Below are 14,592 nucleotides of genomic sequence, written 5' to 3' on the forward strand. Positions count from 1 at the left end.
ACCTCCTTTTTTATATAATATCATATTATTTTATTTACAAGGGTAATTGAACCAATGCAAACTCTAGAAATAATCTTTGTTAATGTTATAATAATATTGGAATAACAATTGGAGGTATTTATGGAAGATATTAGAAAACAAGTTTCAGAATATTACAGCAATATTACTACAGAAAAAGAAGGCAAAATGCAAACTCAAATCTGTAGTTGTTCGGATAGTATGCCACTTCATATCAAAAAAATAAGAGGAATGGTTAATCCTGAACTTTTGAAGAGATTTTACGGTTGTGGCTCTCCAATTCCATCAGCACTTGAAGGATGTACTGTGCTGGATTTGGGATGTGGAACAGGGGTCGATGTGTATGTCGCTTCTAAATTAGTCGGTGAAAACGGAAAAGTAATCGGCGTCGACATGACAGATGATCAATTGGATTTTGCCAGAAAATATCAAGACCAAATGGCTGAAAAATTTGGCTACAAGAAATCAAACGTAGAGTTAAAAAAAGGCTACATCGAAGATTTGAAATCATTGGGTATTGAAGATGAATCGGTAGATGTTGTCATCAGTAACTGCGTTATCAACCTTTCTCCATTCAAAGAAGAAGTGTTCAAAGAAGTGTGGAGAGTTTTGAAAAAAGGTGGAGAATTGTACTTCTCAGATATTTTTGCAGACAGAAGAGTTTCAGATGAAATCTACCAAAACCCTGTATTGCGTGGAGAATGCTTAGCAGGAGCAATGTATGTGGAAGATTTCAGAAGATTGTTGCACAAAATCGGCTGGGAAGATTTCAGATATACTAAAATCACTAAGGCACCAATCGAAAACAGAAAAATCGAAGAATTAGTTGGCAATGTGAACTTCACATCAAGAACTGTAAGAGCAGTGAAATTACCAGGAATTATCGAAGATAGATGCGAACAATACGGACAATTCATAACTTATCGTGGAGGTATTTTAGGTAGTGAACACTACTTCGACCTAGATGACCACCACAGATTCTATAAAGATTTGCCAATGGCAGTGTGTGGAAATAGCTGCGCAATGATCGAAGAAACTAGATTTAAAAAATACTTCGATGTCGTTGGAGATAGAACAAATCACTTCGGTTTATTCGATGGCTGTGACGGTCCAGGAAATGAATGTGATTGCGATGGAAACAGCGGTTCTTGTTGCTGCTAATTATAAAAATATAAGCTGTGAGATAGTCTCACAGCTTTTTTTATTTTTCGCTAGTATCACTCTTTAATATATTTAGTTGCTCTTCCACTACCTATTTGTTTAATTAATTGTGTGTCTTTTAATTCTTTCAAGGCTCTTTCAATCGTTCTTCGAGAAATATCTGGACAAAGCATAACAATATCAGACTTTGACAATGGTTTCAGAGTTTTTTCGAAAATCTTCATAATTCTCTCAGCAGATGTCAAGGATTTTTCTCCGATAAGTCTGAATCTTTCATCACATTCAACATATGCCTTGTAAATAACCGATAACATATATTTTACAAATGGCAACTCGTCATTATCTCCAGAATGCCAATTCTTGCTTGATGCTTGTAATTGTTCATAGTACATATCCTTAGTATCTTCAATTATCATTTCCAAGGAAATATATTTTCCTACAAAGAAACCATTTTTGTATAAAAGTAAAAGCGTCAGTAGCCTTGACATTCTACCATTTCCGTCATAAAAGGGATGAATACACAAAAAATCATGCACCACAGATGAAATTAATAACAATGGTGGTACTTTTAATTTTACGGCTTCATCATAAGCACTTATCATTTTATCGATATAATTTTCCGTTTCAAATGCAGACACTGGCTGAAACCTTATCTTTTTCTCTCCAAATGCATTTGTTTCCACAATGCTATTATCGATAGTTTTGAATTTCCCTTTATGACTTTCAGAAGAGTAATAATACAACCTACTATGAAGAGTCAAGATATTATTTTTCGTAAAGTCAATATTTGAATAATTTTCGTGGATAATATCCAACACTTCCCTATATCCATATATTTCTTCTTCATTTCTATTTCTAGGTTCACTTTTTTTCTTCATTAACTCTTCTAATCTACTATCATTTGTAGAAATTCCTTCGATTGCATTAGAAGATTTTGTTGACTGAATCTTCGCAACCTCCACCATCTTTTCAAGTACATCAGAAAAATTTGCCACATAAAGTTCCTGTTTGCCTTTATATTCGTAAATTTTTGATATCAAATCGTATATATTTGCAGGAATATTCAGATTTAATAATTTTGAATAATCAAATTCTCTCATACATTCTCACCATCTTTCTCGCCATTATACCATAAATGGCGTAGATAAATCAATATTGGCGAGATTAATCTCGCCATTTTCGTAAATTGGGCGTAGATAAATTGAAGGTGGCGAGATAAAAACTACGAGCCTTATCGCCCGTAGTTCTCATTATAAATTATCTGTACAATCCACCAACTGATTTTAAGTTAGCATTGATGATTTCCATTACTTTTTCGTAAGCTTCTGTTGATGACATTTCTACATTTTCAAGCGTTTTTCTTTCAGAAAATTCTACTATGTCCTCAGATGCTTTCTTTCCTACAGTTATTCTTAGCGGAATTCCTATTAGGTCACGGTCGTTGAATTTTACTCCTACTCTTTCTTTTCTGTCATCAAGTAGAACTTCTACCCCTTGAAGAAGTAATTTTTCGTAAAGTTTTTCTGCAAGAGTGTTTTGTTCTTCATCTTTTGTGTTAACAATTGTGATGATCACATGATATGGAGCTACAACTAATGGCCAAATCATTCCCTTGTCGTCGTGGTTTTGTTCTACAATTGCGCTGACACTTCTTGTAACACCAATTCCGTATGATCCCATCCAGAAGAATTGTTCTTTTCCATTTTCATCAAGGAATGTAGCATTCATGCTCTTGGAATATTTTTGTCCCAATTGGAAGATATTTCCAACTTCGATTCCTCTTTTGAATTTCAATGGAGATTTTGTTTCAGGATCGATATCCCCTTCTTCTACCATCAATAAATCTTCTACGATTTCTCCTTCGAAATCATCTCCATAGTTTACATTTTTGATGTGGTAGTTTTCTTCATTCGCTCCAACGACGAAGTTTTTCATTTGTGTAACTCTTGAGTCAATGATGATTCTTGAATCTAGTCCGATTGGTCCGGTAAATCCTGGTGAGCTGTTCAAAGCCAGGATGTCTTTTTCTTCCATCATTTCTATTTCGTGTTCTGGACATTTCAAATAACTTACAAGTTTGGACATGTTAAGTTCACGATCTCCTGGAATAAATACAATTACAGGTTTCCCTTCAACCATTAAATCGACTGCTTTCAAACAATGTGCAGGGTCGACTTTTAAGAAATCACTTACTTCTTCAATTGTTTTGCAGTTTGGTGTGAGGACTTTTTCTGATGGAAGTTTTTCTACATTTTCATCTTCAACTTTGTAATATACATAAGCTTTTTCGTCAGTCGCTGCGAAATCACTGTCATCGCTGTAGCAAATCACACCTTCACCTACATCACTAAGGGCGATAAATTCATGTGAACTGTTACCACCCATGGCACCGCTGTCTCCTGCTACGATTTTGTATTCCAAACCAAGTCTATTGAATACAACTTCATACGCTCTCCACATATTCATGTAAGCTTCACGCATCGCTTCTTCATCTACATCAAATGTGTAAGAGTCTTCCATCAAAAATTCTCTGGAACGGTTGATTCCAAATCTTGGTCTTTTTTCATCACGGTATTTTGTTTGGATTTGATAAATATTAAGTGGAAGTTGCTTGTAGCTTTTGATTTCACCTTTTACTAAATCTGTAAAATATTCTTCGGCTGTTGGTCCAAGGCAGAATTCACGATTATTTCTGTCTTGTAGCTTGAACATTTCCGGTCCAAATGTCTTCCATCTTCCAGATTCTTCCCAGATTTCACGAGGTTGAGTTATAGGCATGTGGATTTCTTGTGAACCGTAGTTGTCCATTTCTTCACGAACGATGTTTTCTACCTTTCTTACAATTCGATATCCCAATGGCAAATAACTGTACAATCCTGCTGCTGTTTTTCTAATCATGCCAGCTCTTAATAGAAGCTTGTGGCTTGCTATTTCTGCATCTTGTGGATCCTCTCTTAAAGTTGGCATATAAAATTTATTCATTCTCATAATTTACATGTTCCTTTCTTTGGTGTATTTAATATGTATCTAAAAAAAGATCCCCCGTCACGAAGACGAAGGATCGCTATACCACTTCTAGTTTGTTAGTTATAAGGTGACAACCCTATGATTTTGACATAATCTCCGAGTTAGGTTCATTCTATCGTAAATGAAAGTTTCCACCTTACACTTTCTCTCTGAAAAATCGTATAGAACTAGTATTCTCTTCATCGATACATTAGATTGTATCAGAATAGAGTGTTTTTGTAAAGATTACTATTTTATTTTTTCGACAATTCTTGATTTTGTTTCAAAGTTACTATCTGTTCCTGTGAATGAAGAATCTTTAACTGCCAAATCACTCATAGCGTCAATAATATCTTTGAATTTGTTCAAATCTTTTGTCTTGTTGGATAATTCATCAATTCCTTTTTCTTTGTATTCTTTTAGTTTGGAGCTGAATTCTTTTTGTCCAGAAGCAAGCTTGTCGCTACCTGATTTTAATTGTCCAGTTGATGAATCTAATTTTCCAAGTCCATCATTTAACATATTGATTGCATTGCTCATTGGAATGATGGCTTTTTCATTGATTTGTGACAATGAAGATAAAAGAGCTGATTGTTTGTTGAATTCTTGTAATCCACCAGATAATTTTGATGAGCCTTCAACTAACGCACTTGAATTCTTATCCAATTCTTTTATTCCATTCAAAAGCATTGCCATTGCTTTTTCGTTTTGCAATGTTCCTTCTTTTAATGTTTGTGATCCACCTTTGATTTGACCTGTTGCATCGTCAAGTTTGTCGATGGAATCTTTCAATGTTGATAATCCGTCTGCGCCATTCAATGCGCCACCCATTTGTCCTAATCCTTGAGATAATTGGTTGGAAGAATCTACAAGTTTTGCTTTTGATTGATTCATAGCAGCTGATGTTCTCATAAGTGCATTGGATAAATCAGCGTTTCCTTGTGATAATGCACTTGAACTTTGTGCTAGTTGTGCCAATGCTGCTTGTAGTTTTTGTTGCCCAGCATTTTGTGAACCAGCATTTCTAATGGATTCTGCTTGAACGTACATTACATTTTTTTGTGCTTGAAGATATGCAATTGTGTCGTTAAGTTGTCCTTCTTCATTTTTTGCTTGTAATTGTTGGATTGCATTGTTCAATCCTTCTGCTGAGCTTTCAAGTCCACGTGCGATTTTTTCTGCACTTGCACTACCATCAGCACCACCTGCAAGTTGTGCAACTTGTTGTAATTTTTCGTTGAATTGTGCGCTTGAATCTTTTAATTGTTGTGATTTTCCAGAAATTTGTTCAACTGTATCTGCTAATTGACCATAACTTCCTGCCAAGCCATTCAATCCGTTTGATAATTGTGATGATTTTTCAAGTAGTTGGTCTTTTTGTGCAGTCATTTCTTTCATATTTTCAGTTCCAGCTCTTAATTGTGAAGTCGCATCTTTTAATTTGCCAACTCCATTGTCCAAATCAGTCGCACCTTTGGCTAATTTTTCGGATCCTGCTTTGATTTTAGCTGTGTTTTCTTTGATTTTTCCAACTGCAGCTGTGTAGTCAGAAATTCCGTTGTACAATTTCAAGCTACCGTCATTCATTTGAGCTACATATCCTTGGATAGGACCTACTTTTGATTGTATTCCTGAGAATTTGCCTTGCATTTGTTGTGTAGATGATGCAAGTTTTTGTGAACCTGAGTGAAGTTTTGTAACTCCTGTTTGCATTTGTGAAATTCCTGAGTTTAGTTTGTCTTGTCCTTCAGATAATTTAACTGATGCATCTACAAGTTTTTGTGAATTATCTTGTAATTCTTTAACACCGTTTTGAAGTTTATCCAATGAGTCGATGTTTTTCTTTTCTTGGAAAAATTCGTTAGTGATTACAGAATAGATTTCTACTGGTTTGTAATCCTTGATGTCCATTTCAACTGAAACTTCGTCCTTGAATTTGTCCAAATTTTTGTCTTCTACAATCCCTCTCAAGTTTTGTTTCATACCTGGTGTCATAACTGTAGTTACTATTTCGTTCTTGCCGTCTTTTACAACTTTGATATCATCTGATGATACGTTGTTTACTTTTTCATCATCAAATGTCATCGCTGCTACAACGACATATGGTGAATATACATTTCTTGATTGTCCGTCAATTGTTTTGGCTTCGTATCTGTTATTTTTAGAAGTAATTACAATCTTCAAATGACCAGATTTCCCTTCTAATTCAGAAGCTTTCATTTCTTTTCCATCTAAGAAGTATTTTACAGATACATCCACTGGAAGTTTTTTGTCAGTGTCACCTTTGTAGTAGATGTCTTTTTTGTTTTCATCTAATTTCAAATATCCGTTTTCAGATTTTAGTTCTTTGTCTGTTTTTAAATCTTTTACATTTGTCAAATTAGATTTGTCGTTTGCTTTTATATTTTTATCTGAATTTAACCACACAGAAACTGATTTGTCTTTGATTTCGTTACCTTCTACTGTTACATAAACTGTTTCTGATTTTTTGATTAAATCTTGTTGTTCTGCAAATGAAAGATTAGCAAATGTAATTGAAGATATCAAAGTTAATGCTAACACTTTTTCGATATTTTTTTTCATTATTTATTCTCCTTTACGCTAAGTTCTTAGTTGTTTTCTTGATAAATGGGAATGTAATACTCAACAATGCTGGTAATAAAATGATGATTACAAGCATGCTGATTATCGCTCCTCTAGCCAATAAAGTACAAATTGTGGATACTATTTCCATTTTTGAATAAATTCCTACACCAACTGTTGCTGCCATGAATGATAAGGCACTTGTAACAATTGATTTGGATGTTTCTTTTACTGAAACTTTTAAAGCCTCGTTTACATTCTTGCGCTTACTGTATTCGTATAGGAATCGGTCTGTCATCAATATAGAATAATCTATCGTAGATCCCAATTGGATTACTCCGATTACTATCGATGTGATAAACGGAATTGTTTGATTGAAGTAGAATGGGATTGCCATGTTGATTTGAATTGCAAGTTCTATTGCAGCTATCAAAACAACTGGAATTCCAAATGATTTGAATGATATCGCAATGATTAAAAATACCGCAATCAATGATGCTATGTTAACCATCTTGAAGTCTTGGTCAGAAATATCTGTCAAATCGTCTGTTAGAACTGCTTCACCTGTCAAATATCCGTCCTTGTCGTGTTTTGCAATTACATCACGCATTTGTTCGATTTGTTTGTTAACCTCCTCAGATGCTGTTTGGTATTTTGAATTAACCATAAGCATTTCGTAGCCATCTTTTACGAAGTTATCTCTTAGTTTGTCCGGTAAGAATGTAGCAGGAATTGTAACCCCTGTGATGGAATTCGTTCCAACAACTGAATTAATACCGTCAATTTTTTTCAATTCATCTATCATAGAACTCATAGCAGTATTAGATAAATCGTCCTTTACAACGATGAAGTGTGTACTTGCCATGTTATAGTCTTTTTTCATTTTATTAAGTGATACTATTGAATCCAAATCTTGTGGCAATGATCTATCCAAGTTGTAATACAATTTTGTGTTAACTGAACCGTAAATTGCTGGAATGAATAAAACCACAAACACAATTGCCAACACTTTTCTTTTGTCGACAACAAAATTTGGTAATTTATTGAATTCTGGAAGTAATACCTTGTGATTGTACTTGTCCACAGCTTTTTCTGTAAGAAGTAACATTGGTGGAAGAACTATCAAAGTAGATAAAAGTCCGATGAAGACACCTTTACTCATTACAAGTCCAATGTCTTTGCCCAAAGACAATCTCATCAATACTAAAACCAAGAACCCTGCAAATGTCGTAAGTGAAGATGAGAATAACGATGAGAATGTCGCCTCAATAGCTTTTGCCATTGCTATAGCATGTGAATCTCTCTTCTTCTTTTCAGCTGCATACCTGTGATACAAGAAAATCGAATAATCCATCGTAACAGCAAGTTGCAACACAGCCGCTATCGCCTTGGTAATATAAGATATTTGTCCTAAGAATATATTAGTCCCAAAATTATAAATAACAGCATATCCTATATTCAACATGAACACGAATGGAATAACAGTAGACTCATTAGTCAAACTCAACACCACAAGTCCAAGTGCCACAGCAAGCATTACATAAATTGGCGTTTCCTTGTCAATCAAATCCTTCGTATCTTTTACAAGAGCACTAATACCGCTCAAATATTTTTGTTTCGATTCGATTTTTTTGATTTGTTCTATAGCCTTCATAGTTCTGATTGAAGATGAGGATTCGCTAAATTTAACCATCATCAACGTACTATCTTTTGCGTAGAACACATCTCTAATATCGTCTGGCAAAAATTCGTTGGGAACAGTCGGCCCAATAATCGAAGTCTTGGAGATAACATCCTCAACCCCGTCGATTTTTTGCACTTCTTCTCTTAATTTCTCGGCATCGTTGTCTGTGCCTTTTAAAATTAACATCCCAGTAGCTGCATTTTTGAAATCTTTGTCCAAAATTGTTTGGCCTTGAGTTGATTTCAAATCACTTGGCAAATAAGACAAAATATCGTAGTTGATAGTAGTCGCCTTATAACCAATTATTGATGGAATCAACAACAAAGTCATAACCAAAAGCACTAACTTAGGATGATTAGCTATAAATTCTGAAAATTTCTTCATGTAAAATCACCCTTATCTATTTAAAATTTGTTTAATCACCTCAACCAAAACAGACTTCATTTCATCAATCGATAAAATAGAATCATTTCTGATTGCAAGCTTACAAGTCGAAATCACAGTTTCGATAGTCAAAGACAGAATATACAGTTTTTGTGAATCGGAATATTCCTTAGAAAACAACTGTGAATACTTGTTTAAAATGTATTTCAGTGTAGTGTCTGTTTCAGCAAACCTCTTGTCATTTTCGACCCTGGCATACAATGCCCAGTTCAGATTGCTCGCAACAAGTTCAAACTCAAAAGGATTCGCAATGTAATAATCAATAATATAATTCAAAAAACTAATAAATCTTTCAACGTGATCCTCTTGGTCGCACTTTTTCTCAGTCTCTACAACCAAATCCGTAACCTTTGACAGGACTATTTGTTCCTTCAAATCATCCTTATCCTTAAAATACGAATAAAAAGTTCCCAAACCCAAATCAGTGTTACTCATAATATCTCTGATAGTCGTCTTGTCGACTCCTTTTTTTTCAAACATTTTAATCGCAGATTGGGATATTTTTAATTTAGTATCCTTTTTCTTTTCATCCAAATAAGACACAATTAACCTCCTTTCCTTCATTGAACATCGTTCATTTCTTTCGACGTTTTATATTGTACCACTTTTTTGAACCATGTTCAACATTTTTCTTAAATTTTTTTATTTTTATTTTTTTACTTTTAAACATTGATAATTCAACATTTGTTTTGTGAATTTTGTTTTTGTTCGATGGTTTTCAGTTTCACAAAAATGATTTTTTTGAAAAATTTTAACATTTTTTTCGAAAAATTTTTTCATTTTTTATCGTGTGTTAATTGCAAAATTGGGCAAAAAAATTCCGTGAAAATAATCTCACGGAATAATTTATTTAAATTCTATTTTATATTCATAATGAAATCTCTTTTTTCCATAATTTCTTCTGTTTTTGGTCCATAAGAAACGTAAGAGATTTCTGTGTCTAATTCTTTTTCGATAAATGTCATGTATTTCAAGAAGTTTACTTCAAACACATCGTTCCAACCGTCAAATTCTTTGTAGATTGGTTTTGCTTTTTTGAAATCATTTGAAATGAATGGCATTTTTTGTTCAATTCCATCTATTTCATATCCAACGCATACTTTTACTTTGTCGTATCCGTTTAATACGTCTGCTTTTGTCATGACAATTGAGTTGATTTTGCTCTTTTTGATTGCATAACGAAGTTGTGCAAGGTCAATCCAACCTACACGTCTATTTCTTCCAGTTGTAGCTCCGAATTCATTGCCTAATTTTCTAAGCTTGTCAGCTTCTTCATCGAACAATTCTGTTGGGAATTCTCCTTCTCCAACTCTGGATGTGTATGCTTTTACAACTCCCATGATTGTGTCATCATCAGTCAATGTAACATCTGCTGCTGATGCGCTGTAAGCAGTTGTTGTGCTTGATGTAACGTATGGGTATGTTCCTGAGTCTAAGTCAAGCATGATTCCTTGTGCACCTTCGAAAAGAACTTTTTTGTTTTTGATTTCATCTTCGATTTCAGATGCTGATGTGAATGTAACGCCCAATTTTAATAATTGGTCGAATTTGTCAAGCAAATAATTTACTGTTTCGTCGACATCGATGTGCATTTTGCCTTCGTAGATGTTGTTTTTCAAATAAACTATTTCTTCAACGCGTTCTCTTAACAATTCATCGTCAAACAAATCAATAATTCTAACGTTTTGTCTAGCAGCTTTGTCTTGATAAGCAGGTCCGATACCTCTTTTTGTAGTTCCGATAGGATTTTTTCTCATAGATTCCAACAATCCATCTTCTTCTTTGTGGTAAGGTAGAACGATAAATGTTTCTACATCGACCATGAATCTCTTGGAAATTCCTGGGAAATCAGCTTCCAAAACTTTCAACTCTTCAATCATTTGTTCTAATTCGATTACCATTCCTTTTGCCAAGAATCCCTTAGAATCTGTGTCAAAAGTTATTGATGGTAGTAAATGATGTACGTACTTTTTGTCTTTAAAATAAATAGTATGTCCTGCGTTGGCACCACCAGAAGATCTTACAATAATATCATTAAATTTGGAAAAGTAATTTACAACCTTTCCCTTACCTTCGTCTCCCCATTGTGCACCAATTATCGCTAATTTATTCATAACAACTTCCTTTCAAATTATTAGATTCATTTAACTGTTAAGTTAACTACAAATCACAACTACTAATTATACCATATTCCCACATTTAAAAATAGTGTAAAACAGGTAATTTGACTGATTTGTTATTTTGAATTATTCTTTCATTTATATTATACACCAAGTTATATCTAATTCTGATACCAACAAAAAAGTCCTCACCAAATCTCTACCAAAATCTAATGAGAACTTCTGAAAAGTCACTGATAAGAATATTTCAATTTGCTATTAAATCATATTAAAATTACGAAAATTACGTAAAAAATTACCAGCACGGAAATTGATCCAATTTTTAACTTTTTTGATGTTTCCGACAAAAATGTATCTGCGGCTAAACTAAAAATATTAATTCCCACTAAAAGAATCAATGTGATTTTTGATATTTCAATATTTTTCTTGTTAACTATAAACATTAAAATTAATGTTATCAAATAAACTAATTTGCTTATTGTAGATAAGTACTTGCTTTTCATTCTTCTCCTTCTTGATAGTGAATATTCTTATCAGTTTTATTTTATATTTTCTATCCAGAATTGTCAATAAAAAAACTAGCTATTTCTAGCTAGATTTTTCTAATACTCTCTTTTAATAATATTCACGATTTCTTTCTTGTAATCGTCTGTGTTTGGATATCCAACGATGAAATATCCCTTGTCTTTAACTTGGCCGACTATCATTTGGTTTCTGTACAATTTGTTCTCTCCAGTTCCCAAATACCTCATATCTGTGACAAATCCGATGATAATTCTTTTCTTGTCAGTTAATTTGTATTCTTCTTCGTAATCTTTCATCACAGAAAAAGCCATGATTTCTCCTGCAACACCATCGTCAATCGACAATCCATCAAGACACGCTATTAGAACGTCTGCTTCTTTTAACTTCGCCATGTCATTTCTTGCGATGTCGATGTCTGTAATTGTAGCATCATTATCTTTTTTGTTGTTTATCGAATCATTTCGTTGTGGCACATACAAATCAATGTCCACTTCTTTTTCTATAAATCTCGCCAAATCTTCAGTCCAACGAAACATAGCGTCGTTGAAGAAATGCGATGCAAAATATCCTTTCATTTTTCACCTCAATTAATTTTATCATAATAATTTACCTAAATTATATACCAAATGCACTTTAAATCCACACCAGCATTTTATTATATAGATAACAAGGAGGAGCTTATGATTAAATTAAATAACGTTAAAGTTCAATACAAAGACAATATTGCTGTTGATATTAAAGATGAAATCGTCCTAGAAGATGCTCATAAAATAGGAATTATTGGATCAAATGGTGCCGGAAAATCCACGTTAATTAAGGCAATTTTGGGATTAGTTAATTATAGTGGAAGCATTTCAAGTGATATACCCAAAGAAAAAATTGCAGTTCACATGCAGTTTAACAATTATTCAGAAACGGTAAAAACAAAAGATATTATTCAAATGATTACTAATAAAAAAATAGAATCAGATGAAAATTTGATGGATTTAATAAAGTATTTCGATTTCGAAAAATTGCTTCACAAATCATTTAAAAAATTATCTGGTGGAGAAAAACAAAAACTCACTTTGATTTTGGTTATGTGGCAAAATTCTCCAGTCACTATATTTGATGAGGTAACAACAGGGCTAGATTTTGTGAGTCGACAATCATTAATGGAAAAAATAGTAGAATACTACAAAGACAAGTCAACAACAATTCTCATGGTTAGTCATTATTATCAAGAATTAGAGGATATTTGTGACAAGTTGTTGTATTTACATGAAGGAAAAGTTCTTTTCTATGGAAAAAAAAGAGAGATGTTCTTAAAGTACTGTACAAGTTCAGTTATTCTAACCGAAAAAAACAACATAACAGAATCACTTATACCAAAAGATATAAGATTAGAAGCAATGGAAAACAAAATAGCTGCAGGATTTAATGATATAAATACAGAGAAAAAATTGATATCCACTCTTGTGGATAATAATCAACAATTCGAACGTTTGAATGATTCTATTGAACTTACAGTTCTTAATGCATTGAAGAAGGAAGGAGCAAAATAATGAACAAATACATTTTTAAATTTGAGACAAAGTTACTTTTACAAAACTTTGCAGGTTTATTTTTCGGAATGGTATTTCCAATATTGATGTCGTTTCTAATAATATCGGGACTCAAAGATATTCCTGCATCTCTCATTGATGAGGTAAAAAGAAGCATAGTTTTAACTATTAGTATTATAAGCCCACTTTCTATATTCTTAGTTGGATTATCAGCATTATTTGCTAAAGATTTGGAAGAAGGTGTATATGATAGGCTAGACTTGTTTTCAATTAATCATTTATCAATGGCAAAATACAAATTTATAGTCTATTATTTATTCTGGACTGTTTGTAATATTTTTTATTTTGGGGTTATGAAATACGCTTTAGGTGTTAATATTCCTTTAATATCAATAATAAAACACACAGGATTTGTAACTTTGATTGCTGTTGCTTCTTTTTTTATCGGATATTCTATTTGCATATTCTTTAAAAAATTCTCTATTTCTTTTTCCCTTTCAATGGGAATATACTTTTTGAGTATGATACTTGGAGGAATGATGGGGATTCAAGTAGAGGATATGCCAAAAGGAATCAAGAAGATTGCACAATTAATTCCAATTAGTCACTTTTCTTCTATAGAATATGTGAATGAAGTAGCAAAAGGAGCAAAATTAAACTATTCATTCTTTCAATCTTTAATCGTATTAGTCTTATTATCATTAGTATTATTTACTATATCTATTTACAAAAACAAACGCAAATCGAACTAACAACTACATTTTTTATCAACTTATTATATAATTATTGTAGGATGTGATGGTATGAAAAAAATATTCTTTTTAGAAGACGAATTGCAAATAAGAGAGATTTTAACCGAATACATGAAAATAGCTGGATTTGATGTGTGTCAAAGTTCAAATGGCGATGAAGCGATTAAAATTTTGAGTAATAATAGTTTTGATGCTATCATCCTAGATATTATGGTCGAAGGAGAAAACAGCGGAATAGATGTATTAAGGTTTATACGAAATACTCCGTCTATATCAAACTCAAACGTATTGATGCTGACTGCTCTTGACGATTTAAATACTCAAATTAGTGCTTTTGATCTGTATTGTGACGATTATATTGTCAAGCCAGTTCAGCCAATACTATTGATTAAAAAACTAGAAATGATAATGAAAAGAAGAAGTTTTTCACAAAACACTTCACAGGTGGGATTATCGTTAGATGAAGAAGGTTTTCGCGTATTATACAATGGAATGGATTTGAAATTAACAGTGACAGAGTTTCAAATTATGTCGTTGTTTCTAAACAATCCAACAAAAGTATTTTCAAGAGAAAATCTCATTAATTCTCTCTACAACACAGATTTTTATGGAAGCAGTAGAACTATAGATTCCCACATAAAAAATTTGAGGAAAAAACTACCCAAAGACTTTATTAAAACAGTTATAGGAGCGGGGTATAAGTTAAATGAAGAAGCCTAAATTAAATATTTCATCAAAAAATTTTCTCTATAATA

The 14,592-nt window shown here is 32.8% G+C and carries 12 protein-coding genes; 4 read left to right on the top strand and 8 right to left on the bottom strand.

What is annotated here, in order from left to right:
- Positions 1-120 precede the first annotated feature (120 nt).
- Positions 121-1,179 (top strand): methyltransferase domain-containing protein, encoded by a 1,059-nt coding sequence (locus tag ACLUJM_RS05750; RefSeq protein ID WP_412412420.1) that lies wholly within the window; start codon positions 121-123, stop codon positions 1,177-1,179.
- Between the two features lie 56 nt (positions 1,180-1,235).
- On the opposite strand, the gene ACLUJM_RS05755 is transcribed toward ACLUJM_RS05750, so the two are convergent.
- From ACLUJM_RS05755 to ACLUJM_RS05790, 8 genes are all read right to left on the bottom strand, one after another.
- Positions 1,236-2,279, bottom strand: a complete 1,044-nt coding sequence (locus ACLUJM_RS05755) for a Fic family protein (RefSeq protein ID WP_094205157.1) — start codon at positions 2,277-2,279, stop codon at positions 1,236-1,238.
- A gap of 157 nt (positions 2,280-2,436) precedes the next feature.
- Complete coding sequence (locus ACLUJM_RS05760) at positions 2,437-4,167, bottom strand: proline--tRNA ligase (RefSeq protein ID WP_294684897.1); 1,731 nt, start codon at positions 4,165-4,167, stop codon at positions 2,437-2,439.
- Positions 4,168-4,434: 267 nt separating this feature from the next.
- Complete coding sequence (locus tag ACLUJM_RS05765) at positions 4,435-6,768, bottom strand: hypothetical protein (protein WP_412412421.1); 2,334 nt, start codon at positions 6,766-6,768, stop codon at positions 4,435-4,437.
- Positions 6,769-6,781: 13 nt separating this feature from the next.
- The gene (locus tag ACLUJM_RS05770) at positions 6,782-8,836 is read right to left on the bottom strand and encodes an efflux RND transporter permease subunit (RefSeq protein ID WP_412412422.1); all 2,055 of its coding nucleotides are present in this window, start codon (positions 8,834-8,836) and stop codon (positions 6,782-6,784) included.
- 12 nt (positions 8,837-8,848) lie between these two features.
- The gene (locus ACLUJM_RS05775; RefSeq protein WP_035109328.1) at positions 8,849-9,439 is read right to left on the bottom strand and encodes a TetR/AcrR family transcriptional regulator; all 591 of its coding nucleotides are present in this window, start codon (positions 9,437-9,439) and stop codon (positions 8,849-8,851) included.
- Between the two features lie 314 nt (positions 9,440-9,753).
- Positions 9,754-11,010, bottom strand: a complete 1,257-nt coding sequence (locus ACLUJM_RS05780) for an adenylosuccinate synthase (protein WP_094223055.1) — start codon at positions 11,008-11,010, stop codon at positions 9,754-9,756.
- 269 nt (positions 11,011-11,279) lie between these two features.
- Positions 11,280-11,519 carry a hypothetical protein gene (locus ACLUJM_RS05785; protein ID WP_110058287.1) on the bottom strand — a complete coding sequence of 80 codons (240 nt, stop codon included), beginning with the start codon at positions 11,517-11,519 and terminating at the stop codon, positions 11,280-11,282.
- Between the two features lie 99 nt (positions 11,520-11,618).
- Entirely contained in the window at positions 11,619-12,116 is a 498-nt protein-coding gene (locus ACLUJM_RS05790) for a nucleoside 2-deoxyribosyltransferase (protein WP_035112387.1), read from the bottom strand.
- 105 nt (positions 12,117-12,221) lie between these two features.
- On the opposite strand from ACLUJM_RS05790, the gene ACLUJM_RS05795 reads away from it, so the two are divergent.
- From ACLUJM_RS05795 to ACLUJM_RS05805, 3 genes are read left to right on the top strand one after another with little or no spacing between them, the layout of a single operon-like run.
- Positions 12,222-13,085 (top strand): ABC transporter ATP-binding protein, encoded by an 864-nt coding sequence (locus tag ACLUJM_RS05795; protein WP_316072128.1) that lies wholly within the window; start codon positions 12,222-12,224, stop codon positions 13,083-13,085.
- Entirely contained in the window at positions 13,085-13,837 is a 753-nt protein-coding gene (locus tag ACLUJM_RS05800) for an ABC transporter permease (protein ID WP_094202416.1), read from the top strand. The genes ACLUJM_RS05795 and ACLUJM_RS05800 overlap by 1 nt, the downstream gene beginning before the upstream one ends.
- Positions 13,838-13,888: 51 nt before the next feature.
- On the top strand, positions 13,889-14,557 hold the full coding sequence (locus ACLUJM_RS05805) for a response regulator transcription factor (protein WP_002841974.1): 669 nt from the start codon (positions 13,889-13,891) through the stop codon (positions 14,555-14,557).
- Positions 14,558-14,592 lie beyond the last annotated feature (35 nt).

It is taken from the genome of Finegoldia sp. (assembly GCF_046991905.1).
GTDB lineage: Bacteria > Bacillota > Clostridia > Tissierellales > Peptoniphilaceae > Finegoldia.

Coding starts and splice junctions, on each gene's coding strand:
- ACLUJM_RS05790 (WP_035112387.1), bottom strand. CDS start 12,116: ATGAAAGGATATTTTGCATCGCATTTCTTCAACGACGCTATGTTTCGT.
- ACLUJM_RS05770 (WP_412412422.1), bottom strand. CDS start 8,836: ATGAAGAAATTTTCAGAATTTATAGCTAATCATCCTAAGTTAGTGCTT.
- ACLUJM_RS05780 (WP_094223055.1), bottom strand. CDS start 11,010: ATGAATAAATTAGCGATAATTGGTGCACAATGGGGAGACGAAGGTAAG.
- ACLUJM_RS05760 (WP_294684897.1), bottom strand. CDS start 4,167: ATGAGAATGAATAAATTTTATATGCCAACTTTAAGAGAGGATCCACAA.
- ACLUJM_RS05805 (WP_002841974.1), top strand. CDS start 13,889: ATGAAAAAAATATTCTTTTTAGAAGACGAATTGCAAATAAGAGAGATT.
- ACLUJM_RS05755 (WP_094205157.1), bottom strand. CDS start 2,279: ATGAGAGAATTTGATTATTCAAAATTATTAAATCTGAATATTCCTGCA.
- ACLUJM_RS05795 (WP_316072128.1), top strand. CDS start 12,222: ATGATTAAATTAAATAACGTTAAAGTTCAATACAAAGACAATATTGCT.
- ACLUJM_RS05800 (WP_094202416.1), top strand. CDS start 13,085: ATGAACAAATACATTTTTAAATTTGAGACAAAGTTACTTTTACAAAAC.
- ACLUJM_RS05785 (WP_110058287.1), bottom strand. CDS start 11,519: ATGAAAAGCAAGTACTTATCTACAATAAGCAAATTAGTTTATTTGATA.
- ACLUJM_RS05765 (WP_412412421.1), bottom strand. CDS start 6,768: ATGAAAAAAAATATCGAAAAAGTGTTAGCATTAACTTTGATATCTTCA.
- ACLUJM_RS05750 (WP_412412420.1), top strand. CDS start 121: ATGGAAGATATTAGAAAACAAGTTTCAGAATATTACAGCAATATTACT.